The 23,857-nt window shown below is 57.3% G+C and carries 21 protein-coding genes; 12 read left to right on the top strand and 9 right to left on the bottom strand.

Going from position 1 to position 23,857, the window contains the following annotated elements; genetic code table 11:
- Positions 1–32 precede the first annotated feature (32 nt).
- The 6 genes from AC2FI8_RS10050 to AC2FI8_RS10025 form a co-directional block, all read right to left on the bottom strand.
- Positions 33–566, bottom strand: coding sequence for a hypothetical protein (locus AC2FI8_RS10050; protein WP_496778830.1), 534 nt, complete (start codon positions 564–566; stop codon positions 33–35).
- Positions 559–1,656, bottom strand: coding sequence for a site-specific integrase (locus AC2FI8_RS10045; protein ID WP_496778828.1), 1,098 nt, complete (start codon positions 1,654–1,656; stop codon positions 559–561). Before AC2FI8_RS10045 ends, AC2FI8_RS10050 begins: the two co-directional genes overlap by 8 nt.
- 302 nt (positions 1,657–1,958) lie before the next feature.
- Positions 1,959–3,095, bottom strand: a complete 1,137-nt coding sequence (gene nagA, locus AC2FI8_RS10040) for an N-acetylglucosamine-6-phosphate deacetylase (RefSeq protein ID WP_496778826.1) — start codon at positions 3,093–3,095, stop codon at positions 1,959–1,961.
- Positions 3,092–4,120 (bottom strand): SIS domain-containing protein, encoded by a 1,029-nt coding sequence (locus tag AC2FI8_RS10035; protein ID WP_496720966.1) that lies wholly within the window; start codon positions 4,118–4,120, stop codon positions 3,092–3,094. Before AC2FI8_RS10035 ends, nagA begins: the two co-directional genes overlap by 4 nt.
- 19 nt (positions 4,121–4,139) lie before the next feature.
- Entirely contained in the window at positions 4,140–4,889 is a 750-nt protein-coding gene (locus AC2FI8_RS10030) for a GntR family transcriptional regulator (protein WP_496778824.1), read from the bottom strand.
- Complete coding sequence (locus tag AC2FI8_RS10025; RefSeq protein WP_496778822.1) at positions 4,876–5,751, bottom strand: glucosamine kinase nucleotide-binding domain-containing protein; 876 nt, start codon at positions 5,749–5,751, stop codon at positions 4,876–4,878. The genes AC2FI8_RS10030 and AC2FI8_RS10025 overlap by 14 nt, the downstream gene beginning before the upstream one ends.
- A gap of 169 nt (positions 5,752–5,920) precedes the next feature.
- Here AC2FI8_RS10025 and AC2FI8_RS10020 point away from each other — a divergent pair, with 169 nt between their 5' ends.
- From AC2FI8_RS10020 to AC2FI8_RS09990, 7 genes are all read left to right on the top strand, one after another.
- Positions 5,921–6,808: an N-acetylmuramic acid 6-phosphate etherase gene (locus tag AC2FI8_RS10020; protein ID WP_496778820.1), complete on the top strand. Its 888-nt coding sequence runs from the start codon at positions 5,921–5,923 to the stop codon at positions 6,806–6,808.
- A gap of 25 nt (positions 6,809–6,833) precedes the next feature.
- Positions 6,834–8,087 (top strand): ABC transporter substrate-binding protein, encoded by a 1,254-nt coding sequence (locus tag AC2FI8_RS10015; protein ID WP_496778818.1) that lies wholly within the window; start codon positions 6,834–6,836, stop codon positions 8,085–8,087.
- 72 nt (positions 8,088–8,159) lie between these two features.
- On the top strand, positions 8,160–9,074 hold the full coding sequence (locus tag AC2FI8_RS10010; RefSeq protein ID WP_170558883.1) for a carbohydrate ABC transporter permease: 915 nt from the start codon (positions 8,160–8,162) through the stop codon (positions 9,072–9,074).
- Positions 9,075–9,084: 10 nt separating this feature from the next.
- On the top strand, positions 9,085–9,924 hold the full coding sequence (locus AC2FI8_RS10005) for a carbohydrate ABC transporter permease (RefSeq protein WP_496778816.1): 840 nt from the start codon (positions 9,085–9,087) through the stop codon (positions 9,922–9,924).
- Positions 9,921–10,955 (top strand): Gfo/Idh/MocA family protein, encoded by a 1,035-nt coding sequence (locus AC2FI8_RS10000; protein ID WP_496778814.1) that lies wholly within the window; start codon positions 9,921–9,923, stop codon positions 10,953–10,955. The genes AC2FI8_RS10005 and AC2FI8_RS10000 overlap by 4 nt, the downstream gene beginning before the upstream one ends.
- On the top strand, positions 10,952–11,947 hold the full coding sequence (locus AC2FI8_RS09995) for an ABC transporter ATP-binding protein (protein WP_496778812.1): 996 nt from the start codon (positions 10,952–10,954) through the stop codon (positions 11,945–11,947). The genes AC2FI8_RS10000 and AC2FI8_RS09995 overlap by 4 nt, the downstream gene beginning before the upstream one ends.
- A gap of 214 nt (positions 11,948–12,161) precedes the next feature.
- Positions 12,162–14,051, top strand: coding sequence for a PhoX family protein (locus AC2FI8_RS09990; RefSeq protein WP_496778810.1), 1,890 nt, complete (start codon positions 12,162–12,164; stop codon positions 14,049–14,051).
- Between the two features lie 52 nt (positions 14,052–14,103).
- Here the strand turns inward: AC2FI8_RS09990 and AC2FI8_RS09985 are convergent, their stop codons facing one another.
- Positions 14,104–14,670, bottom strand: a complete 567-nt coding sequence (locus AC2FI8_RS09985; protein ID WP_496778809.1) for a tetratricopeptide repeat protein — start codon at positions 14,668–14,670, stop codon at positions 14,104–14,106.
- Between the two features lie 30 nt (positions 14,671–14,700).
- Positions 14,701–15,189 carry an Lrp/AsnC family transcriptional regulator gene (locus AC2FI8_RS09980; protein ID WP_496733979.1) on the bottom strand — a complete coding sequence of 163 codons (489 nt, stop codon included), beginning with the start codon at positions 15,187–15,189 and terminating at the stop codon, positions 14,701–14,703.
- A 102-nt stretch (positions 15,190–15,291) separates the two neighbouring features.
- Here AC2FI8_RS09980 and putA point away from each other — a divergent pair, with 102 nt between their 5' ends.
- Together putA and AC2FI8_RS09970 are read left to right on the top strand one after the other, a co-directional pair.
- Positions 15,292–18,693: a bifunctional proline dehydrogenase/L-glutamate gamma-semialdehyde dehydrogenase PutA gene (putA, locus tag AC2FI8_RS09975; protein WP_496778807.1), complete on the top strand. Its 3,402-nt coding sequence runs from the start codon at positions 15,292–15,294 to the stop codon at positions 18,691–18,693.
- 42 nt (positions 18,694–18,735) lie between these two features.
- The gene (locus AC2FI8_RS09970; protein WP_496724112.1) at positions 18,736–19,479 is read left to right on the top strand and encodes a rhomboid family intramembrane serine protease; all 744 of its coding nucleotides are present in this window, start codon (positions 18,736–18,738) and stop codon (positions 19,477–19,479) included.
- A gap of 8 nt (positions 19,480–19,487) precedes the next feature.
- Here AC2FI8_RS09970 and AC2FI8_RS09965 read toward each other — a convergent pair whose 3' ends face one another.
- Positions 19,488–20,309, bottom strand: coding sequence for an IclR family transcriptional regulator (locus AC2FI8_RS09965; RefSeq protein ID WP_496724110.1), 822 nt, complete (start codon positions 20,307–20,309; stop codon positions 19,488–19,490).
- 190 nt (positions 20,310–20,499) lie between these two features.
- Here AC2FI8_RS09965 and bhcA point away from each other — a divergent pair, with 190 nt between their 5' ends.
- The 3 genes from bhcA to bhcC are packed head-to-tail and all read left to right on the top strand — an operon-like array spanning position 20,500 to position 23,847.
- A complete protein-coding gene (bhcA, locus tag AC2FI8_RS09960; protein ID WP_496778805.1) occupies positions 20,500–21,690 on the top strand; it encodes an L-aspartate--glyoxylate aminotransferase BhcA in 1,191 nt (396 codons plus the stop codon).
- 10 nt (positions 21,691–21,700) lie between these two features.
- Positions 21,701–22,672, top strand: a complete 972-nt coding sequence (bhcB, locus tag AC2FI8_RS09955; RefSeq protein ID WP_496778803.1) for a beta-hydroxyaspartate dehydratase BhcB — start codon at positions 21,701–21,703, stop codon at positions 22,670–22,672.
- An 11-nt stretch (positions 22,673–22,683) separates the two neighbouring features.
- Positions 22,684–23,847 (top strand): 3-hydroxy-D-aspartate aldolase BhcC, encoded by a 1,164-nt coding sequence (gene bhcC, locus AC2FI8_RS09950; RefSeq protein WP_496778801.1) that lies wholly within the window; start codon positions 22,684–22,686, stop codon positions 23,845–23,847.
- Positions 23,848–23,857: the final 10 nt, after the last annotated feature.

Below are 23,857 nucleotides of genomic sequence, written 5' to 3'. Positions count from 1 at the left end.
AAACTCAAACAGAAATCGAACCAGAGCCTCCGTTACGAAAACGCCTCAGCTCTCCGAAAAACTCTGAAGACGGACACTTTAATCAATTCAATATAGTAGCGAAGTCTTTTGAAGAACTCTACTTTGGCCATCATTGCCTTCCAATGTGGTGTTTCTTCAATTGCATCGTTAAACCAGACGTTACGAATATCAGCCACTTTGTTTTGATTGCGCAAACCACTCCTGTTAAATGCGCCGATGCGAAACGCATCACTGACGGGCGCAGGAAGCCGATCTAAGATTTCTCCTGCTTCGTTTAAGCGTGTTTTGAGCCTAGCGAGGTCTTCCAGCACCTCTTTAGATGACCAGAACACGTCTAGTTCATGAGCTTGGTCGAAATTTAGGTAATGGGCCACCCAGCTATAGCTTTCGTCATCAAAGCGTTCGTACTTGTCAAAGTGCTTTCTCAGGAGGCGAATTAACTCCATATTGAATTCGCTGGGCCCACTATCAAACTCCTCTGGATCTGGCATATCCAATTCAGGTAAGTCGGAATCGACAGGCCAAATCCAATCCCGCTTAGACATTACAATCCACCGCGTTCCACCTTGTTCTGCGGGCCAATTCCCGACACACAGTATCCATCGCTGGTGTGAGGGCTTTCAGCGACGGCTTCACGTAGCGCTGACCGGTGATTGATAGCGGCGTGTGATTGAGAAGGCGTCCTACAATCTCTTCCAATATTCCAGCCTCCATGGCGACCGTCGCGAATGTCCGACGATGGGATTGAATGGACCATTGCATACGCTGGGGCCCCTTCAAATGGCCACTCGGTGACTTCGGAGAGGGGAAGACCCATTGGCGATGAAGGCCCCGTAAAGGAGCAAGTATCTCGTGATGCACTTGCGATATGGGGAGATCAAAACTGCGCCCGTTCTTGGTCATCGGCAAATGTATGTGATCTTCCTGCACGTTCTTCCATTCGAGCGTCAGTGCCTCGGTTTTGCGAAAGCCTGTGAACAAGAGTAATTCGTAGAATACCCTGTGGATCGGGTTGTAGAGCTCATCAACGGCCTCGCGCCATGCGTTCAAATCCTCAATTGTCGAGCCATTTGGTTGTTCCGCATACCACTCTATGGCCATCGTTGGGCTTTCCGGCAGATCATGTACCCGCCGCGCATGGTTCCAGACTGTCCGAAAGTACTTCAAAGTGTGATTTGCGGAGGACGGTGTCGCGGCCATTGACCCATGGCGCTGAACCACCATGGATTTTGTGATCTCATCCAGCGGCAGGCGTAGCCAATCTTTCAAATGAAGCTCGAACTGCTGTCGCAACCCGGACCGGTGGGCCTCAGACCGAAGCTTTGGACGTGCCAGATAAGTCTCCATAGCTGTCTCAAGAGTGGGAGCTCCAATCTGCAGCTGCCTGCCTGCTCCCCTGCCCCAGTCCAACGCAAAACCCAATGCAGTTTGTCGTGCGACGTCCGCAGAGATCAGTGGGCACCGCCCGATCAAAACCCGCCGGGTTTGCCCTCCAACATCTTTCTGGAAGTACCAGGTTTTGGACTGCTTGCCGACGAACAGAACGAGCCCTTTGACCTCGTTATCCCAGTGCTTGGCAGTGCCCTTTTTTGTCTGTGGAACCTTGCGGGCGAAGGTCTCTGTGAGTTTTGGCATTTTGTCAGTTTTTTGTCGGAAATGAATTAAAACTCAGGGAAACTCAAGGAAGGAGCAGAAATCAAATAAATACATATTATGAATAGTTTGGCAGCTGCAGGAATGCCTGGGAAACATATAACATCTGCTTGGAAGGCTGAGGTAATAGCCAGTATACGACGCCCGCTCAGCGCTGGTCGATTTAAGCGATGCGTCAGATGTCGTCAAGCGCAGTTCGAAGCCCGATTTCAAATTCGTCGACAAAAATTGACAGGCGATAGTCTGCATCCAGAAGACAGTCGTTCTGGCAGTTAAAGACAAACTCAAGACTGCGAGGGCAGCCATTCGCAACGGCTGAAATCGGCAGATATCTGGATCACCGAACCGTATTCAAAGACCGTTGGCGGGGCCAATCCGATCAGCTGAGCCGGATAAGAAGTGGCCGCCGCCAATGCGTCCTGCAACGGCACGCCGACTTGCTTGACCAGCACGCCTACGGCGGTGGTCAGGTCCAGGTCTGCGCCAGCCAGCGTTCCGTCCGCCAGTGTCAACCTGCCGTCGGTTCGCGTGATTTTACGGCCTTCAAGGGTGAATTCCGTTTGATCAGTACCCGCCACAGCCATCGCATCGCTGACCAGAAAGATTTGACCTGGCGCAGTTTTCGCAGCCCAGGCTGCGCGCATCGCGGCGGGGTGCACATGGACACCGTCGGCAATTAGCCCTGCAGACAGCGTTCCGCTGGCCAGCGCTGCGCCGACGAGGCCGGGTTCACGATTGCCCAACTGGCTCATCGCATTGAACAGATGGGTTACGCAACGCGCACCGGCGGCGGTATAGCTCTGGCAGGTCGCAAAATTTGCATCGCTGTGCCCGAGCGAGACAAGGATGCCAGCGTCGCTCATGGCGCGGACCTGCTGCTCGGAAACACCCTCCGGCGCGACAGTTACCTTGAGGCAAGGAAGTGCATTAGCCGCTTCTATCAGCGTGTCCAGATCCGATCGTTCCATCGGCCGTATCAAATTACCGTCGTGCGCCCCTTTCCGCGCGACCGACAAATGCGGTCCTTCCAAATGCAATCCGGTAACGCCCGGCACCTGTGCACGTACCGCGTCGATCGTCGCATCTATTGCTGCACGGGTTTTGGCGGGTTCGTCGGTGATCAGCGTAGGCAGTAGCGAAACCACACCCAATCGGCGATGGGCACCGGCAATTCTGCGGATCGTTTCGACCGACGGATCATCGTTGAACATAACACCATCACCGCCATTGACCTGCAGATCCACGTAACCGGGGCTGAGTATGTCGCCGTTCAGATCGACAACGTCCTTTTCCTGGGCGACCTCGGCGTCGGGCAAAACTTCCCCCGAACGCCCCTCGCGAAAAACAAGCGCGTGGTCGTGTAACAACCGGCTGCCGTCAAAGATTGGCCCGTTTCGAAAGATCACCTTGCGCTCTGTCATACCGTCTCGGTCACTTTCTTAAGGTGCCGCGGTGCGTCCGGGTCGATTCCCCGCGCACTGGCGACGGCCTCTACCATGCTGTAAAAAGACGTAATCGCCGTTATCGGGTCCGTGATCCAATGATCCGTTCGAACCACTGGCAGAGCCTGCGCACGCGATACTTTGGTGGTCGTCGCAAAAACCGCAGCACCTTTTTCGGCCAAGGCATCAGCCGCATCGGCAGTCGCCTGTTCGGCTGCATCATTGGCCGCGAACGAAATCACCGGAAACCCTTCTTCGACAATCGACACCGGGCCATGCAGCACTTCGGCCGCTGAATAGCTCTCGGCATGGATTTGGCATGTCTCTTTGATCTTCAATGCAGCTTCGTCAGAGATCGCATAAGAAGGCCCCCGACCAAGCGTAAACAAAGACCGCCCGCTGATTGTTTCGGCTGCAGACGACCAATCGCATTGGGCCGCTCGCGCCAGGTATTCGGGCAAGGATTGGATCGCCCCGATCAATTCAGCATCCTCTTTGACCTCGGCCAGCAACCATAGACCTGACACCAACGAGGTCACAAATGTCTTGGTTGCTGCGACGCTCAGTTCCGGCCCCGCGTGCAATGGCAGAACTGCATCCGCCACGTCGGCCAGGCGCGATTCCGAGTTGTTGGTCACCGCAATTGTCAGTGCGCCAGAGTTTCGCAAAGACCCTGTGAGGCCAACGATATCCGGGCTTTGGCCGGATTGCGAAATGGACAGGCAGACAGATCCTTTTGCCCTGAGATCCACCCCGTAAATCGAACTGACGGATGGCCCTACTGAGGCAACCGGTAATCCAAGAAGCAGTTCACTGGCATATTTCAAATAGCTGCAGGCATGGTCGGATGATCCCCGGGCGACCGAGATCAAAAAACGTGGATCCGTATCCCTTACGCTTTGCGCAGCTGCTCGGATATTGTCTGCCCCCGTGCTGAGCAATCTGTCGACGGCATCAGGGATCTCCAGAATTTCCTGACGCATTTTCGAGTTCTTTTCGGACATTTGATCCCGGTCCTTCCGGTTATAGGCGCAATTCAGCGACAAAGTCATAAGCGTCGCCGCGATAGAGCGACCGCGTCATCTCTGCGACCCGCCCGTTTTTCAAAAATGAGATACGCTCGATGTTCAGCCCCGCCGCACCTTCGGGCACCTCCAGCAGTTCCGCTTCTCGCGCGGCTAGATTCAGAGCCGATATCTTTTGCACCGCGCGCACCGGGCGGCGCCCCAGACCATCAAGCACTTCGTACAGAGACGTCGTGACTTCGATTGGGTTCGGCAGGATATCCAGTGGCAGCGCAGCACGTTCCAACGCCAGCGGACGCCCGTCCGCCTCGCGCAGGCGGTAAATGCGGGATATCTGCTCACCATCTGACAGATTCAGCGCAGTGACCTCTTCCGGGGTTGGCGCAAATACTCCGCGCTCCAACCACTTTGAAGTTGTCTCCATTCCTCGGCTCGACATATCTTCGGTGAACGAGGTCAGGTGTTTCAGCGATTGTTCAACCCTTTGAACACGTTCCCGAATGAAGGACCCTGACCCCTGACGCTGCTCGATTACACCTTCCTGCACCAGCTCCTGAATCGCCTTGCGCACGGTTACGCGGGATAGTTCCGTGATTTCTACCAGTTCCCGTTCAGATGGCAGCGATGAGTTCGGCGCAAGGACGCCCGTATCGATCCCCTCTTGCAACCTGCGCCGCAACTGCACGTAGCGGGGACCATTTTCCGGGGTCAGCCAAAGATCAGAGCGTAGGAATTCAGCAATGCTCATGCTGGACCTCCTTCGCCAAAGCCAGCGCCCCGGTCAACGGCTCGCCCGACGGAGGGCGTATCTCTGACTGCATGGCAGCAGGCAGATAGTCCGCATAATGCGGAGAGATGCCGCCGGTCAGGCAGATCGCGACTTCTGGCAGCCATCCGAGACGTGCCGCCATATCGGCGATGTAAGTAGCACCGGCCTGCATAATTTTTCTGGCGACGTCGTCTCCGGAAACTGCTGCAGCGGTAACCACCGGGGCCAACGCGCCGAACTCTGTCGGCGTCGCCCGTCCGGCAAATTCGACGATCCCAGCACTACCGCCAAAATCAACCAGCAATTTCTGTGTAAGATCGCTAGTGACCTGAATTCCATCCACGGAACTCAATGCTTCTGCCAATGCAAAACGACCAACCCATTGCGCGGATGCTTCATCCCCCAATACTGGCCCCCACCCCCCGGCAAACCGCATCACTCGATCCTTCTGCGAAGCAACAAAGGACCCCGTGCCACAATGGGCGATCAAGCCGTCTTGAGACCCGAGCGCACCCCGCAGCGCGGCTGGTCGATCATCTGAAACGCGTGCACACGTCAGGCCCAGCGCGCTCTGCACGCGACTGGCAATATGGTCATCTGTGACGCCAGCCAATCCGACAAAGGCGGGCAACTGAGTCAGGTCCGAGACACCTACAGCAAGTATTTGTGCAATCTGGGTGATCCCCGATTTCATCTGCAGGACGGACGCATCGAAATCTGTCGAGACATTGGCAGCCCCGGTCTCAACAGAATGGACAATACCAGCGACTTCACATGCAACCCTGCATCGGGTTCCGCCACCATCTATGGCCAGTACAGCGTTGCTCAGAGACTCAGTCATGACAATACCATTATAATACCTATTTGAATTTAGGAAGGCCAAAATAGGCCGATTTCTGCAGCTTTTCTTTGCTTTAATACAGAATACGTTGATTTCCGCTGAAAAAATAAAATTATGGACAAGTGGTATTGAATAGGTATTGTATTGGGAACCGCAAAGGGGGATTCTTTTGACGCTGCCGCCGACCGAACAACTGCATCCAGACGCCATCAAGCTGGACCCACAAGACCCTGTCGCTTCTGCTCGGGCGCTGGTTGAGGGTCAGATTGAAGCCGCGACCTCGGCACGGGGCGCATTGGACGCGATCGCGCGGGGCGGCAACGCCATGGCGCAGACCATCCGCGCGGGCGGCGTTTTACACTATGTGGCGGCTGGCTCATCCGGGTTGATGGCTGCTGCCGACGCGCAAGAGCTGGGCGGCACCTTTTCAATCCCCGCGAACCAGCTCCGTATACATATGGCAGGCGGCCTGCCGATCGGTGTCGAAATGCCCGGAGGCGCAGAAGACGAAGCCGACGGATTAGCAGACGCGCTTTCGACATTGCAACCGACGGATACAATCATCGCAGTGTCCGCAAGCGGATCGACGCCATACACCCTGACCGCCAGCAATATCGCACAGTCATTTGGCGCAACCGTTATCGGAATTGCCAATAACGCAGACAGCCCTTTGCTGGAAAGCGCAGATATCCCAATTCTTTTGGCGACGCCGCCGGAATTGATCTCGGGTTCGACGCGTATGGGTGCCGGAACAGCTCAAAAAATCGCTCTGAACATGCTGTCGTCACTTATGGCACTGCAACTTGGCCATGTTCACGGCGGCATGATGGTCAACCTGCGCGCCGACAACGACAAGTTGCGCGCGCGGGCGACGGGGATCGTCGCGCGGATCGCCAATGTTGATACGGAAAAAGCAAAACTCGCGCTGGACGCCGCGAACGGAGACGTGAAGCCGGCGGTGCTAATCGCTGCACGTGGCATATCACCCAAGGATGCCTCTGCTGTTCTTAACGCAAGCAACGGGGTTCTGAAATCCGCACTGGAACAAGATAAATAACTGCTAACCAACTGGGAGAACACGAATGAAACGCAATAGCCTGAAACTGGCCTTACTGGGCACGACCCTGATGGCTTCAAGCGCCTATGCCGAGGACGTCACGCTGATCATCGAAAGCTGGCGCAATGACGACCTGACCTTGTGGCAGGAGCAGATCATCCCGGCCTTCGAAGCCAAACACCCTGGGATCAAACTGCAGTTCACCCCGTCAGCTCCGGCGGAATACAACGCTGTGCTGAACTCGAAACTGGATGCAGGTTCGGCCGGTGATCTTATCACGTGCCGTCCGTTTGATGCGTCGCTGGCACTTTATGAGGCCGGGCATCTGACCGATCTGTCCTCGGTCGACGCGATGAGCAACTTCTCGGACGTGGCAAAATCGGCATGGCAGACGGATGACGGCTCGGCCAGTTTCTGCGTTCCGATGGCATCGGTGATCCACGGCTTCATCTACAACAAAGATGCGTTTGCCGAGCTTGGCATCGAAGTGCCGACCACCGAAGACGAGTTCTTTGCTGCCCTCGACAAGATCAAGGAAGACGGCACTTACATCCCAATGGCGATGGGCACCAACGATCAGTGGGAAGCCGCCACAATGGGCTACAACAACATCGGCCCAAACTATTGGAAAGGTGAAGAAGGTCGCCAGGCTCTGATTGCAGGTGAACAGAAACTGACGGACGAAGCCTGGACTGCACCCTATGCAACGTTGGCCCGTTGGGGACAGTATCTTGGTGACGGGTACGAGGCGCAGACCTATCCGGACAGCCAGAACATTTTCACCCTGGGCCGGGCCGCTATCTACCCTGCCGGATCGTGGGAAATCGCTGGCTTCAACACACAAGCCGACTTTGAGATGGGCGCATTCAAGCCGCCAGTCCAAAACGCAGGCGACACCTGCTATATCTCTGACCACACGGATATCGGCATCGGCATGAACGCCGCCACCGAACACCCCGAAGCGGCCGAAACATTCCTGGCGTGGGTCGCAAGCCCCGAGTTTGCCGAAATCTTTGGCAACGCCGTTCCGGGCTTCTTCCCGCTGTCCAACACACCAGTCGAACTGCAGGACCCGCTGGCCAAGGAGTTCGTCGGTTGGCGTGATGAGTGTGAATCGACCATCCGTTCGACATACCAGATCCTGTCGCGCGGCACGCCGAACTTAGAGAACGAGACCTGGGGCGCGTCGGTTGCTGCAATCAAAGGCGCAAACAGCCCTGAGGAATTGGGCGCAGACCTGCAAAAGGGCCTGTCCTCCTGGTACGCTCCGCACCAGTAAGCGCTGATCTGACACATACCCGGGCGGCGGTGATCGCCCGGGTATCCCCGACACCCCATTGAAAGCAGTCCCATGAACCGCCCCCGCTTCCGCTGGCATATCCTTGTGTTTCTTGCACCGGCCGTTCTTGTCTACACGGCGGTCATGATCTTCCCTCTGTTCAACACATTGCGACTGGCGCTTTACTCCGAAGTCGATCAGAGCCGCGTCTTCGTTGGATTGCAGAACTTTCAAACCCTATTCTTTGATCCGATCTGGTCGGAACAGTTTTGGAATGCATTAGGCAACAACTTCTGGTTCTTCCTGATCCACATGCTGGTTCAAAACCCAATTGGGATTGCTCTGGCCGCCTTACTCAGCCACCCGCGCCTGCGATTTGCCGCGCTGTACCGGTCGGCAATCTTCATTCCCACGATCCTGAGCTTTGTGATTGTCGGGTTTGCCTGGAAACTGATCCTCTCACCGATCTGGGGCATCGCGCCATCGATGCTGGACGCCGTCGGGCTCAAGTCGCTGTTTGCGCCCTGGTTGGGAAAAGAAGAATACGCGCTGACCACGCTGGCCTTGATCTCGGTTTGGCAGTTCGTCGGTATCCCGATGATGCTGATCTATGCCGCACTACTGACCATCCCGGAAGAAATACTTGAGGCTGGCGAGATCGATGGGATCACCGGAACTTCAGCTTTCTGGAAGATCAAACTACCGCTGATCCTGCCCTCAATCGGCATCATCTCGATCCTGACATTCGTGGGCAATTTCAACGCATTCGACCTAATCTATGCGTCACAAGGCGCGCTGGCAGGGCCTGATTTCTCGACCGATATCCTTGGTACGTTTATGTACCGCACGTTCTTCGGCTTCCAATTGCAACTGGGCGACCCGCATATGGGCTCGGCAATCGCCGGAGCGATGTTTGCCATCATCCTTGTGGGCGTTTGCATTTATCTTTTCGGCATCCAGACCCGGATGCGTCGGTATCAACTCTGAGGGCATCACGATGAACAAAGCACGTCATAACTCCCTCAACATGGTCGCGATGCACGGCGCGCTGATCCTGTACACTCTGATCGCCCTGTTCCCGGTCTTTGTTATCTTGATCAACAGCTTCAAATCCCGCCGGGCAATCTTTCGCGAGCCACTGGCCCTGCCCAACGCAGATAGCTTTTCGATGATCGGCTATGAGACGGTAATGAAGCAGGGGGATTTCTTCCTCTATTTCCAGAACTCGATGATCGTCACCGTCGCGTCGCTGTTTTTTGTTCTCTTGTTCGGCGCGATGGCTGCGTATGCGCTGTCGGAATACCAGTTCAAGGGCAACATGGTGATGGGACTGTACCTTGCGCTGGGAATCATGATCCCGATCCGCATCGGCACTGTCGCGATCCTTGAGATGATGGTGGCGACCGGGTTGGTGAACACGCTTTGGGCGCTGATCCTGGTTTATACGGCGCAGGGGTTACCACTGGCCGTCTTCATCCTGTCCGAATTCATGAGACAAGTCAGTGATGACCTGAAAAACGCCGGGCGCATCGATGGGCTGTCCGAATACACTATTTTCTTCCGGCTGGTTCTTCCACTTGTCCGTCCCGCCATGGCAACGGTAGCAGTATTCAACATGATCCCGATCTGGAACGATCTGTGGTTCCCACTGATCCTCGCTCCGGCGGAAGAGACCAAGACGTTAACGCTGGGCAGCCAAGTGTTCATCGGTCAGTTCGTGACGGACTGGAACGCGGTCCTTTCGGCCCTGTCGATGGCGATCCTGCCGGTGCTGATCCTATACGTCATCTTCTCGCGCCAGCTGATCCGCGGCATCACCTCCGGAGCAGTCAAATGACCCGCGTTCTGATTGCAGGCCTTGGCAACATGGGGCTCAGCCACGCGTTGGCCCATCACCACCACCCTGACGCGCAGATCGTTGGCTTGGTGAACCGGTCTGGTCGTGTGGATCATCCAGACCTTGCTGGCTATCCAGCATATTCGGATTTCGCAATGGCGCTGGCCGAGACAAAACCCGGTCTGGTAGTGGTCGCCACCTACTCGGATAGCCATGCCGATTTTGCCTGTGCGGCGATGGAGGCCGGCGCGCATGTGTTCGTCGAAAAACCACTCGCCACCAATGTCACCGACGCGCGGCGTGTGGTCGAGACTGCCACACGGCTGAAACGCAAACTGGTGGTTGGGTATATCCTGCGCCACCACCCCTCTTGGGTGCGGTTGATCGACGAGGCGCGCAATCTTGGCGGGCCCTACGTGTTCCGGCTGAATTTGAACCAGCAGTCGTCAGGCGCGGAATGGGAAACGCATAAGGCACTGATGCAGACCACTTCGCCCATCGTCGATTGTGGCGTGCACTACGTCGATGTGATGTGCCAGATCACCGATGCGAAGCCTGTCCGCGTGCATGGCATGGGTTTGCGCCTGTCAGATGAGATCGCTGAAGATATGTACAATTACGGCCAGTTTCAGGTGGTCTTTGACGACAGCTCTGTCGGCTGGTACGAGGCCGGATGGGGCCCGATGATGTCGGAAACCGCGTTCTTCGTGAAAGATATCGTGTCGCCCAACGGGTCGGTCTCGATCACCGATGGGAACAAGGGTGCGTCTGCCGACATCGACGGCCATACCAAAGTCGGCGGCTTGCTGGTCCATACACCGCAAGGCGACCACACGATCGAGATGCCGGACGAACCCGGCCATCAAGACCTTTGTGATGCTGAGCAGGCTTATATGCTGCGCGCCATCGCCGAAGATATCGACCTGACCCGTCATATGAATGACGCCGTCCAATCGCTCGCCATTTGTCTGGCTGCGGATCAAAGCATCCGAACCGGCCAGCCCGTTTCCCTTGAGGAGCCCGCATCATGACCGCCCTGACGCTGAACAATGTGAACAAGTCCTTTGGCAACGTGCATGTCCTGAAAGACATCACGCTGGAGGTTGAAGAAGGCGAATTCGTCGTCTTCGTCGGCCCGTCGGGCTGTGGCAAGTCCACCCTGTTGCGCGTGATTGCGGGGCTAGAGGATGCATCGTCAGGTGAAATCAACATTGGCGGGCAGCAGGTCAATCTGGTGCCGCCCTCCAAGCGCGGGATCGCGATGGTGTTCCAAAGCTATGCGCTCTACCCTCACCTCAGCGTTCGGGGCAATATGACCCTTGCGCTGAAGCAGGAAAAGCAGCCCAAATCGGAAATCGAAGGCCGTGTCGCCAAAGCCAGCCGGATGCTGAACCTTGAACCGTATCTGGACCGGTTCCCCTCGGAATTGTCGGGCGGCCAACGCCAGCGTGTCGCCATCGGACGCGCCATCGTACGTGAACCGAAATTGTTCCTGTTTGATGAGCCGCTGTCCAATCTGGACGCCGCCCTGCGGATGAACACTCGGATCGAGATCGCCAATCTGCACCGTGCTCTGGATGCATCGATGATCTATGTGACCCATGATCAAACCGAAGCGATGACGCTGGCCGACAAGATCGTTGTGCTGCGCGATGGTCGGGTCGAGCAGATCGGTAGCCCGATGGAACTGTACAACAACCCCGCAAATCAATTCGTCGCCGGGTTCCTGGGCTCACCTTCCATGAACTTCCTGCCTGAAGCGTTAGTTCAAGAAAGCGGTCAGAACACGATCGGAATTCGCCCCGAGGACCTGTTCCTGTCAGATGACGGCCCGCTTGCCGCGCGTGTCAGCCATGTGGAAAAGTTGGGCGGGGACACCAATGTGATAGCCAAAGTTCAGGACCACGACGTCACAGCCCGTTTGTTTGGCCAGCATGCCATCGCCGAAGGTCAGGAGTTGCGATTCGGATATGCATCCGAGAAGGCCTATCGCTTTGACGAAGCAGGGCAGCGGCTGGCTTAAACCGGCATACTGCTGGCATCACGCAACCTGATCGTCACAACAACAGTTTTCCAAGATAACAAGCGCGGCTGGCAGAAAGCTTTGGTATGCTTTCGCCAGCCGATTGCTTTTTCTTGAGGGCCAAATGAAGCCATTAATAATGTTGTTAAGAACATGTCACAAAGTCGCCCTACATGCCTTTCATCGACTACTCTAAGACAGCCAGGAGCCATTCATGAAAGACGTTGATAACACCACCCTGTCCGCCGACGATTGGGACGAGCTGCATTTCCCCCGCCCCGAAGAAAACGATTTTGACCGCGTCGTCGAAAACGCCATCTCGCGCCGTGGGTTTCTGGCTGGCGTAGTGGCCTTTGGCTCGGGTGCCGGCGCAATGGGCACGGGCCTGCTGGGCTCAACTGCAGCACACGCTGTTACGGCCTCGCGCTTTGCCTTTACTCCGATTGCCGCACAGACTGACGGCACTGTTCACGTACCTGAAGGCTATGAGTGGAAGGTTATGACGCGCTGGGGCGACCCGCTGTTTTCCGATGCCGACGGCTATGACATCACCGATGGTGGCCCAGTTGAAAAATCGGACCGCATCTTCGGTGAAAACACCGACGGGATGGAGACATTCTCGTTCCAGGGCCACGAGTTGATCGCGATCAACCACGAATACCCGAACCGCAAGATCAACCTGCCCGCCGCGCAGGAAGGTTTTCCGGCCAACGCCGACGATGTTTTGAAGTTGCAGAACATTCAGGGTGTCACCGTGATGGAAATCACCGAAGGCCCCGATGGCTGGTCGGTCGTCAAGGACAGCCCTTTCAACCGTCGTATCCACCACAATACGCCGATGAAGATCGTTGGCCCGGCCGTAGGTCACGACCTGCTGAAAACTGAAGCTGATCCGACCGGAACCACGTCGCTAGGTACGATGAACAACTGTGGTGCGGGTAAAACTCCGTGGGGTACCTACCTGACCTGCGAAGAGAACTTTAACGGCTACTTCGGGTCTAGCGATGAAAACGCCACTTACGACCAAAAGGTTGCAGATGGCTTCAAGCGCTATGGTGTGAAGGCCGAAAGCTGGAACGGCTATGAACTGTTCGATGCTCGTTTCGATACGTCGAAAAACCCGAATGAACCGCACCGCGCGGGTTGGATCGTTGAAATCGACCCAACCAAGCCCGACAGCACACCGGTCAAGCACACCGGCCTGGGCCGTTTCAAGCACGAGAACGCTGAGGTCACTCTGGCCGCTGATGGCCGCGTCGTTGTGTACATGGGCGATGATGAGCGGGGCGAGTACCTGTACAAGTTCGTCTCGAACGGCACCTATCAGCCGGGTGGTGAAACCGAGAGTCTGCTGAACGATGGCACGCTTTATGTTGCCAAGTTCAATGACGACACGACAGGTGAGTGGCTGCCGCTCACACCAGAAACCACAGGTATGGATGCGGCTGAGATTTCCATCTTCACCCGCTTGGCGGCCTCAAAAGCTGGCGGCACCACGATGGACCGCCCCGAATGGGTGGCTTCCAGTCCAGTAGCGGTTGAGGCCTATTGCTGCCTGACCAACAACAAGAACCGTGGTGTTAAACCAAACGCAGGGGGTGATGACACTTCGGTCAATGCCGTCAACCCGCGTGAGGCCAACAAATACGGCCAGATCGTGCGCTGGCGCCCCGCAAATGACGATCATGCCGCCGAAGGGTTCGACTGGGACCTGTACGTCATGGCCGGTAACCCGACCGTGCACACAGATGATCGCGCCGGGTCAGCGAATGTGAACGACGGTAACCTGTTCAACTCGCCTGACGGAATGGTCATCGACTCGACCGGCCTGATCTGGATCCAGACGGACGGCAATGACGACAACGAGGGCGACTTCGAAGGCAACGGCAACAACCAGATGCTGGTTGGTGACCCGATCACCGGCGAGATCGCGCGTTTCATGACCGGTCCGAACGGCTGTGAGGTCACCGGTCTGGCCTGGTCCGGCGATCTGCGCACCATGTTCGTTGGCATTCAGCACCCCGGCAGCAACTGGCCGGACGGCGGCACGCCACGGTCGTCGGTTATCGCGATCAAGCGAACCGATAACGGTCTGGTCGGATAATCCCCACAAAGCCTAAACGCCCCCAACCTTGCGGTTTCGGGGGCGTTTTGTTTCAAATGTCCTCACCCGGTATGGCAAGTGGCCCACCCGGTGCCATGAGATGGCGCTCTGAAAGCCACGGGTTCAGCTCCAACGCCTGAGACAACGCTTCTCGCGCCTCGTCCATGCGCTGTAGTCCCATCAGGGTCAGCGCACGGCCACTGATCGCGGCGACGTGGTTGGGAGACAGCTCGATTGCCTTGTCCAAGTCAGGCAGCGCCGATTGAAAGTCCTGACGCAGATAGTGGGCAAAGGCCCGTTGGTTGTATCCTTCGGCATAAGACGGGCAGTACACGACCAGCTTGTCAAAATCTTCAATTGCGCCCAACAGGTCCCACGCATTTCGACGTGTCATGCCACGATCCAGAACAGCCTGCGCGCTTTCGTCAGGGGCATCGGTCCAGAACTCCCATAGCTGACCGGACAATGCACGGGCAGACTGTTCGGTTTCAGCGTCCTGTATCTGTTCCAGAACTGCCGATACATCCGCGGAATGGTCTGGCGCGACCGGACAATCCTGGGCATAGGCCGCAAAAACGGTCGCAGCATAGAAAATTGAGGCGTAAGCAATGCGTTTCATACGCCAATGGTGACGCGCGCAGGGCGTTCGTCAACCCATCGTGTCCAAGGCTCCAGACATCCCGGTCTCTTTCACAGCCTCCATCGCGACAAAGGTCGAGGTACTGGCGACATGTGGCAATGAGGAGATCTTTTCAGCCAGAACCGCGCGGTATTCCGACATCGACCCGGTGCGAATTTTCAGAAGATAGTCAAAATTCGACGCAATCATATGGGCTTGTTCGATCTCAGGCACTTTACGAACGGCGATGTTGAACTCTGATAAGGCTTTCTCGCGCGTGTCAGTCAATCGGACTTCGACAAAGGCTACGTGGTCCAAACCAAGGCGAATGGGGTCCAGCAAGGCACGATATCCGGTGATGATGCCATCGGCCTCAAGTCTCTTCACACGTGCTTGAGTTGGCGATTTTGAAAGCCCGATACGCCGCGCGAGATCAGCGATGGGGATCCGGCCGTCCTCGGCCAGAATCGCCAGAATTGATCTGTCGAACCGATCCAGCCCCGGAAAGTCTTTTTGCATCGCTCAAACCCCTGAAATCAGACCAATCGCCTAGCCGTAGATGAAACTAAGGCAATCGTCCCGCAAAATCGACACTATATTACTCAAAAGACCGGAGGACACATGTCACACAGCCTGCGCGCCCGAATTGATGCCAAAACCTATGCCGATCCGTCGGAAATTCTTGACGCGTTGATCGCGAATGCTGACCTGAGCGATGCCGACCGCGCCGCGATCTGCGCGTCCGCGGCGCAATTGGTGCGCGACATCCGATCCAGCACCTCACCCGGCATGATGGAGGTGTTCCTTGCCGAATACGGCCTGTCCACCGACGAAGGCATTGCGCTGATGTGCCTGGCCGAGGCGCTGCTGCGCGTTCCGGACGCTGACACGATCGACGCGCTGATTGAAGACAAGATCGCTCCGTCGGATTGGGGCAAGCATCTGGGTCGGTCTTCTTCGTCGCTGGTCAACGCGTCCACGTGGGCCCTGATGTTGACGGGCAAGGTGCTGGATGAAGACAACACCTCTCCGGTCGGTGTCTTGCGCGGTGCGATCAAACGGCTGGGCGAACCCGTAATCCGAACGGCCGTCGGGCGCGCGATGAAGGAAATGGGTCGCCAGTTTGTTTTAGGCGAGACCATCCAATCCGCCTTGGAGCGCGCCAGCGGCATGGAGGCTAAGGGCTACACCTATTCCTACGACATGCTGGGCGAAGCCGCGCGAACCGAAGCCGATGCCGCCCGCTATCACCTGTCCTACTCACGGGCGATTGCTGCAATCGCCGAAGCCTGCATTCACGACGATATCCGGGCCAATCCGGGGATTTCCGTCAAGTTGTCGGCACTCCATCCACGCTATGAGTTGGCGCAAGAAGCAGAAGTCATGGAAGAACTGGTGCCCCGGTTGCGGGCGTTGGCCCTTTTGGCCAAGGCGGCAGGCATGGGCCTGAATGTGGACGCTGAAGAAGCGGATCGCCTGTCCTTGTCTTTGCAGGTGATCGAGGCGGTGATGGCCGAACCGGCCCTGGATGGTTGGGGCGGCCTGGGTATCGTCGTTCAGGCTTATGGCCCGCGCGCCGGGATCGTGCTGGACACACTGTATGACATGGCTGGGCGTCACGATCGAAAGCTGATGGTTCGTTTAGTCAAAGGGGCCTACTGGGATACCGAGGTAAAACGAGCTCAGGTTGAAGGCATCGATGGCTTTCCCGTGTTCACCCGCAAGGCGGCCACGGACATTTCCTACATCTCGAATGCGCGCAAACTGCTGGGTATGACCGATCGAATTTACCCGCAATTTGCCACCCACAACGCCCATACGGTCAGTGCGATCCTTCACATGGCCGATGACCAGCCATTCGAGTTCCAGCGCCTGCATGGAATGGGCGAAAGCCTGCACCAGCTTGTCAAAGACCAAAACAACACACGGTGCCGGATCTATGCGCCGGTCGGGGCGCATCGGGACCTGCTGGCCTATCTGGTGCGGCGTCTGCTAGAGAACGGTGCAAACTCATCATTCGTAAACCAAATTGTAGACGAGAACGTACCACCGGAAGTGGTCGCCGCTGATCCGTTCCTGACCATTGTGGATCAGGCACGACCGCTGCCAACCGGGCCGGACCTGTTCCAACCGGAACGCGTCAATTCGAAGGGTTTCGACCTTCACCACACCCCGACTTTGGACAAGATCGACGCCGCGCGGGATGCTTTCCGGGCGCACCATTGGTATGCCCAGCCGCTGCTGTCCGGCGATGCAAGCCCGGAACAGGACCAACCGGTCACCAATCCGGCCCAACCACAGGATCGCCCGGGAGCTATCGCCCCCGCCAGCGCCGAGGATGTCGAGCTTGCCCTGAATTCCGCGGCACCGTGGCAGGCACCACCAGAAGAACGGTCGCGTATCTTGAATACTGCTGCCGATCTATATGAGGCTCATTTTGGCGAGCTTTTCGCCTTGCTCGCGCGCGAGGCAGGTAAGTCCCTGCCCGATGCCGTTGCCGAACTGCGTGAGGCGGTCGATTTCCTGCGCTACTACGCTGCGAACATTCCCGATGCGGAACCGGCAGGCGTTTTCACCTGCATTAGCCCTTGGAACTTCCCGCTCGCTATCTTCACAGGCCAGATTTCAGCGGCCTTGGCCACAGGCAACGCAGTTCTGGCCAAGCCCGCACCGCAAACGCCACTGATCTCGCATCGGGCCGTTCAATTGCTGCACGAGGCCGGAGTTCCCCGCGATGTGCTGCAATTATTGCCCGGCGGCCCATCCGTTGGCGCGGCGTTGACTTCTGACCCGCGCGTATCCGGCGTGGCTTTTACCGGATCGACGGCGACCGCGTTGAAAATACGCGCAGCCATGGCCGACAACCTGCGCCCCGGCACGCCTCTGATCGCCGAGACCGGCGGGTTGAACGCGATGATCGTGGACAGTACCGCCCTGCCTGAACAGGCCGTTCAGTCCATCATCGAAAGTGCGTTTCAATCTGCCGGGCAGCGATGTTCTGCCTTGCGGTGTCTCTATGTCCAGGAAGATATCGCCGACGATTTGCTGACAATGCTAACCGGTGCGATGCAGGTTCTGCAGGTCGGAGATCCTTGGTTGATCTCCACCGATTGCGGACCGGTTATTGACGAAACGGCGCGCCACGGCATCGCAGATCACGTCTCCAATGCCCGCGTCGAAGGCCGCGTTTTAAAGGACACGCCGATACCGGTGGAAGGGACATTCATCGCCCCAACACTTATTGAGATACCCGGCATTTCCGCACTGAAGCGTGAGATTTTTGGCCCTGTCCTGCATGTCGTTCGCTTCAAGGCATCTAAGATTGATCAGGTGATCGCCGACATTAACGCAACCGGGTACGGACTGACATTTGGTTTGCACACACGCATTGACGACCGGGTGCAACACATCACCGAAGCGGTGCATGCGGGCAATATCTACGTCAACCGCAACCAAATCGGCGCCATTGTGGGGTCTCAGCCATTTGGCGGTGAGGGGCTTTCGGGCACAGGCCCCAAGGCGGGTGGGCCGAACTACATGACGCGGTTCTGCGCCCCGGACCGGCAGCAGTCCGACGAACAATGGGAACACCCAATGAGCGAGCTTCCCGATGTTCAGGGTACGCCCGCGTCGGTGCAGACCCAATCCCTGCCCGGCCCGACAGGCGAATCCAACCGGTTGAGCGAATTCGCACGCCCGCCATTGCTGTGCATGGGACCCGGAACCGAGGCCGCGCGCGCGCAAGCCGACGCCGTTCAGGCGCTGGGTGGTACGGCCATTCAGGCCATCGGTTCGTTAGACTTGCATCGGCTGGAGAACGTGACCGGGATATCGGGCGTTCTTTGGTGGGGCGATGACGACACAGCGCGTGAGATCGAACGTCACCTCGCCCGTCGGGACGGCCCGATACTGCCGCTGATCCCCGGCCTTCCGGACCGCGCACGCGTTCTGGCCGAGCGTCACCTGTGCGTTGATACAACAGCCGCGGGCGGCAATGCCGCATTGCTTGGGGGTGCGGCGTAAGCATGCCTTGACGCTGGGCCGGGAAAAGCCCAGCGTCGCCTCATGTTTCCAATCCGCGACCATAACCCTTCGGGGCGAACACCCTATGTCGTCTATCTGCTGATGGCGGCCAATATCCTGATATTTCTCAGCTATGTGGGCATCATGAACGATGCTCGGCTGATCAATCAGCTGTACTACGACTATGCGATTATCCCGGCGCGGATCACTGACGGTTTTGCGTTTGAGACACTGGTGACCTCGATGTTCCTGCACGGAGGTTGGATGCATCTGGCCGGAAACATGCTGTTCCTGTGGATTTTCGGCGACAACCTCGAAGATGAAATGGGCCACCTGCCCTTTCTGTTGTTCTATACTGCAGCCGGGATCGGCGCGGGTCTGATCCATGTCTTCACGGCCCCGGGCTCGGTCGTGCCGACCATTGGGGCATCCGGTGCGATTGCAGGGGTTATGGGCGGTTACCTGCTGCTGTTCCCCAAGGCCCGCGTGGATATCCTGCTGATCCTCATTGTCTATTTCCGCATATTCACGATACCTGCCTTTGTCATGCTGGGGGTCTGGTTGGCTATGCAGTTCTTTGGCAGTCTGGCCAGCAACCCGGATGAAGGCGGGGTGGCCTATTGGGCGCATACGGGTGGGTTTTTCGTGGGTCTGATTTTGTGCATCCCAATCTGGCTGCGGCGCGGTGGCACTGATTTTTGGGGCCGCACGCACGGCCATCCGCCGCATCCTGAACACAAGTACAAGCTAACTCAGTCCCGTATTCCCCACGTACCACGCAAGTAGCAGGGACATCAGGGTTTCGGTATCTGGCCGCCGCTTAGGTGGGTGATTTCCCGCGCTGCGGCCAGAACCAATTCACCCAGTGCATGCGCACGATCCGCTCCGAACCGAGCGGTCGGACCCGATACCGAGATCCCTGCGCATGGCTCCCCCCGGTCATTGAAAATCGCCGAGCCGATACAGGACATGCCCTGATATCTTTCTTCTCGGTCATGCGACCAGCCGCGTGCGCGGGTATTGGCAAGATCCTGTTGTAGTCCGTCGCCCGGTATCTGCGTGTTCGCGGTGAATTCCACCGGATCAATCGCCGCTAGCGTTTTGGCCAACCCCATTTCGGTCATTGCTGCAAGGATCGCCTTGCCGGTGCCCGAGGCATACATCGGCGTTCGCGCCCCGGGCGGGAAAAAGGCGCGGATGGGATTCGGAGTTTCGACCTGACCGACAAAGACCACCTCGGACCCATCCGGCACCGCCAGGTTGGCGGTCTCACCGCTGTCCTGCATAAGACGTCTCAGAATTGGCCGCCCGATTTCAAGCACACTGTTGCGGCGCAGGAACGAGGCGCCGGTCCGGTACGCCTCGATCCCGATCATCCATTCCTGACGTTCGTCGTCAAAGGCCACAAAGCCGTGTTTCTGCAAGGTCACCAGAATGCGGTGCGTCGTGGCCGTCGGCACATCGATCTCGCGTGCCAGATCGCTGAGCGCTGCGCGTTCCAACCGAGCCACCGTGGTCAAAACGCCCAGCGCCCGATCCAGCGATTGCATGGTCCCGGCCGAGCTTTCCTTGAACAGGGATTTGGGCCTGCCACGCGGTCTTTTCTGATTGTCCATCGCCCTACTCCATTGCTCTACGCCAGATTATTTCTAAATCGTTCATTTTTGAGATCCAAAAATGAAAAACGAAAAACTGCATAAATACAGCGCGTTAAATATTTAATCGCAAAAATGAAAATATTTTTCAAGAAAATTGCACATCGTGAGGTTTTCCCGGACACTTACATCCAAAGCGGAGGAATAACAGATGTCCAACCAAAACCCGGTTTTCATACCCGGCCCAACCAACATCCCAGACCGGTTGCGTCTTGCCATGCAGGTTCAAACGCAGGATCACCGCGCACCGGATTTTGTCGAAACCTTTGCACCCGTTCTTGAGGACACGAAAAAGGTGTTCGGTACTACGACCGGCCAGATCGTGACCTTCCCAGCCAGCGGCACCGGTGGATGGGAAGCGGCCGTTACCAACACACTCAGCCCCGGCGACAAGGTTCTGGTCGCGCGCTACGGCGTGTTCAGCCATCGCTGGATAGACCTGTGCGAGCGTCACGGGCTGGACGTTCAGATCGTCGAATGTCCTTGGGGCACCGGCGCACCCGCTGATCAGTTTCAGGCCGCTTTGGCCGATGACAGCGCGCATGAAATCCGCGCTGTTCTGGTGACCCACAACGAAACAGCCACCGGGGTGCGTTCGGACATCGCAGCGGTTCGCCAAGCGATGGATTCGGAAAACCATCCCGCGATGCTGTTTGTCGACTGCGTCAGCTCTCTGGCTTCGATGCCGTTCGACTTTGACGCTTGGGGCGTCGATATCGCCGTGTCGGGGTCGCAAAAGGGATTCATGCTGGCGACCGGCATGGCAATTCTGTGCGTCAGCCCCAAGGCACAGGACGCGATGAAAAGCGCCAAGCTACCGCGCACCTTCTTTGACTTCGACGATATGATGGCGGCCAATGCATCGGGAGGGTTTCCCTATACACCACCGCTGCAACTGATCTACGGCATGCGCGAAAGCCTCAAGATGCTGTTCGAAGAAGGGCTTGAGAATGTTTATGCCCGGCATTTCCGACTGGCCGAAGGTGTACGCCGCGCCGTCGACGCCTGGGGGCTGAAACTAGTCGCGCAATCGCCCGATCTGTATTCTGACACTGTCAGCGCGATCTACGTGCCCGACGGGTTTGACAGCAATGTCCTGACTGACCACGCGTTCAATGCCTATGGCGTGTCTTTTGGTATTGGTTTGGGTCAGTTGAACGGTCAGGCGTTCCGCATCGGCCATCTGGGAAGTCTGACGGATGTGATGGTTCTGTCCGGCCTCAGCACAATCGAGATGGCGATGGCCGATCTGAACTATCCGATCACTTTGGGCAGCGGGGTCGCGGCGGCGCAGGATTATTATCGCACCGGCCCATCTGACCGTGCCCAGGCCGCAGCCTGAGGAGGATGGAATGCTGGATCACATCCCCGCAGCGGATCTGACGATCGAAGATATGCGCGCTGCGCATGAACGGATCAAACCCTTCATCCGGCGCACGCCGATCATGGAGTCGGATTATTTGAACGACCTGACCGGAGCGCAGCTGTTCTTTAAATGCGAGAACTTCCAAGAGGCTGGTGCGTTCAAAGTACGCGGTGCGAGCAATGCGGTTTTCGGCCTGAGTGATGATATGGCGACCAAGGGTGTTTGCACACACTCCAGTGGCAACCACGCTTTGTCCCTGTCTTATGCCGCCGGACGGCGGGGTATTCCCTGTAACGTGGTGATGCCGCGCACTGCGCCGCAAGCCAAGAAGGACGCCGTGCGCCGCTATGGAGGTACGATCACGGAGTGCGAGCCGTCAACCTCGTCCCGCGAGGCGACCTTTGCCGAAGTTCAAGCCAGAACAGGCGGAGAGTTCGTGCACCCCTATAACGACCCGCGCGTCATTGCGGGTCAGGCCACTTGCTCGGCCGAAATGTTGGAACAGACAGACGGAGTGGATGCGGTCATCGCCCCGATAGGAGGCGGGGGCATGGTCTCGGGCACGTGCCTGACTGTTTCGAACGTGGCCCCCGACACCGCGATCTATGCCGCCGAGCCAGAACAGGCGGACGACGCATACCGGTCCTTCAAAGCAGGTCACATCATCGCCGATGATGCGCCAAAAACGATCGCCGACGGGCTGCTGGTGCCGCTGAAAGAGAACACGTGGCACTTCGTGTCCCGAAATGTGACCGACATTTTCACCGCCTCTGACGACGAGATCATCGAAGCGATGAAGCTGACGTGGAAATACCTGCGCGTCGTGATGGAGCCGTCATCGGCCGTGCCTCTGGCAACCATACTCAAGAACCCGGACGTATTCCGCGGCAAGCGCGTCGGCGTGATCATCACCGGCGGCAATGTGGATCTGGACAAACTGCCCTGGCTGAAAGGGTAAGGAGGAACGACATGAACAAACCTGTAAACATCAAAGAGCTGGAAGTCGGGTTCGACATCCCCGCTGCCATCGGCATGGATGAAAGCGAAATCCAGACCCCTTGCCTGATCCTGGACCTTGATGCGCTGGAGCGGAACATCAAGAAGATGGGCGATTATGCGAAGGCCCAAGGTATGCGCCACCGCGTGCACGGCAAGATGCACAAGTCCGTCGACGTCGCCAAGCTGCAAGAGCAGCTCGGCGGTGCGGTTGGCGTCTGCTGTCAAAAGGTATCTGAGGCTGAGGTTTTCGCGCGGGGCGGCATCAAGGACGTTCTCGTGTCGAACCAGGTCCGTGATCCGGCCAAGATCGACCGGTTGGCGCAACTGCCCAAATTGGGCGCGCGCACTATTGTGTGCGTGGACGACATCGACAATGTCGCCGATTTGTCCAAAGCCGCTGTCGATCACGGCACGGAACTTGAAGTCTTTGTCGAAATTGACTGCGGTGCAGGTCGGTGCGGCGTGACCACGACCCAAGCCGTTGTCGATATCGCAAAAGCAGTCAGCGCTGCGCCAAACCTGAAGTTTACCGGCATTCAGGCCTATCAGGGCGCGATGCAGCACCTCGACACCTATGAGGCGCGCAAAGAGAAGCTGGATACAGCCATCGCCATGGTCAAAGACGCGGTTGACGGTTTGAAAGCCGAAGGCATCGACTGCGAGCTGGTTTCGGGCGGTGGAACAGGATCATACTACTTCGAGAGCAATTCAGGCGTTTACAACGAGTTGCAGTGCGGATCCTACGCTTTCATGGATGCGGATTATGGGCGCATTCTGGACGAGAACGGCAAGCGGATCGATCAGGGCGAATGGGAAAACGCGCTGTTCATTCTGACCAGCGTGATGAGCCATGCCAAGACTGACAAGGCCATCTGCGACGCCGGCCTCAAGGCGCAATCGGTCGATAGCGGCCTGCCCTTCATCTTTGGGCGCGACGATGTGGAATACCTCAAATGTTCGGACGAGCACGGTGTCATCGGCGACCCCGACGGCGTTTTGAAGGTGAACGACAAGCTTCGGCTTGTGCCCGGACATTGTGATCCCACCTGCAACGTCCACGATTGGTATGTCGGCGTGCGCGACGGCAAGGTCGAGGCTCTGTGGCCCGTGTCGGCCCGCGGAAAGGCTTATTGATGAGGGATGC

It is taken from the genome of Ruegeria sp. CDSB029, from assembly GCF_059611125.1.
Note: the sequence above shows the minus strand (reverse complement) of the source record. Positions and strands in the feature narration are given on the sequence as shown.

Excerpts from the sequence above, each read along its gene's own strand:
- AC2FI8_RS09985 (WP_496778809.1), bottom strand. The coding sequence starts at position 14,670 with ATGAAACGCATTGCTTACGCCTCAATTTTCTATGCTGCGACCGTTTTT.
- AC2FI8_RS10025 (WP_496778822.1), bottom strand. The coding sequence starts at position 5,751 with ATGACTGAGTCTCTGAGCAACGCTGTACTGGCCATAGATGGTGGCGGA.
- AC2FI8_RS10000 (WP_496778814.1), top strand. The coding sequence starts at position 9,921 with ATGACCCGCGTTCTGATTGCAGGCCTTGGCAACATGGGGCTCAGCCAC.
- AC2FI8_RS09970 (WP_496724112.1), top strand. The coding sequence starts at position 18,736 with ATGTTTCCAATCCGCGACCATAACCCTTCGGGGCGAACACCCTATGTC.
- bhcC (WP_496778801.1), top strand. The coding sequence starts at position 22,684 with ATGAACAAACCTGTAAACATCAAAGAGCTGGAAGTCGGGTTCGACATC.
- AC2FI8_RS10030 (WP_496778824.1), bottom strand. The coding sequence starts at position 4,889 with ATGAGCATTGCTGAATTCCTACGCTCTGATCTTTGGCTGACCCCGGAA.
- AC2FI8_RS10005 (WP_496778816.1), top strand. The coding sequence starts at position 9,085 with ATGAACAAAGCACGTCATAACTCCCTCAACATGGTCGCGATGCACGGC.
- AC2FI8_RS10015 (WP_496778818.1), top strand. The coding sequence starts at position 6,834 with ATGAAACGCAATAGCCTGAAACTGGCCTTACTGGGCACGACCCTGATG.
- AC2FI8_RS09980 (WP_496733979.1), bottom strand. The coding sequence starts at position 15,189 with ATGCAAAAAGACTTTCCGGGGCTGGATCGGTTCGACAGATCAATTCTG.
- bhcA (WP_496778805.1), top strand. The coding sequence starts at position 20,500 with ATGTCCAACCAAAACCCGGTTTTCATACCCGGCCCAACCAACATCCCA.
- AC2FI8_RS09965 (WP_496724110.1), bottom strand. The coding sequence starts at position 20,309 with ATGGACAATCAGAAAAGACCGCGTGGCAGGCCCAAATCCCTGTTCAAG.
- AC2FI8_RS10050 (WP_496778830.1), bottom strand. The coding sequence starts at position 566 with ATGTCTAAGCGGGATTGGATTTGGCCTGTCGATTCCGACTTACCTGAA.
- bhcB (WP_496778803.1), top strand. The coding sequence starts at position 21,701 with ATGCTGGATCACATCCCCGCAGCGGATCTGACGATCGAAGATATGCGC.
- AC2FI8_RS10035 (WP_496720966.1), bottom strand. The coding sequence starts at position 4,120 with ATGTCCGAAAAGAACTCGAAAATGCGTCAGGAAATTCTGGAGATCCCT.
- AC2FI8_RS09990 (WP_496778810.1), top strand. The coding sequence starts at position 12,162 with ATGAAAGACGTTGATAACACCACCCTGTCCGCCGACGATTGGGACGAG.
- nagA (WP_496778826.1), bottom strand. The coding sequence starts at position 3,095 with ATGACAGAGCGCAAGGTGATCTTTCGAAACGGGCCAATCTTTGACGGC.
- putA (WP_496778807.1), top strand. The coding sequence starts at position 15,292 with ATGTCACACAGCCTGCGCGCCCGAATTGATGCCAAAACCTATGCCGAT.
- AC2FI8_RS10010 (WP_170558883.1), top strand. The coding sequence starts at position 8,160 with ATGAACCGCCCCCGCTTCCGCTGGCATATCCTTGTGTTTCTTGCACCG.
- AC2FI8_RS09995 (WP_496778812.1), top strand. The coding sequence starts at position 10,952 with ATGACCGCCCTGACGCTGAACAATGTGAACAAGTCCTTTGGCAACGTG.
- AC2FI8_RS10045 (WP_496778828.1), bottom strand. The coding sequence starts at position 1,656 with ATGCCAAAACTCACAGAGACCTTCGCCCGCAAGGTTCCACAGACAAAA.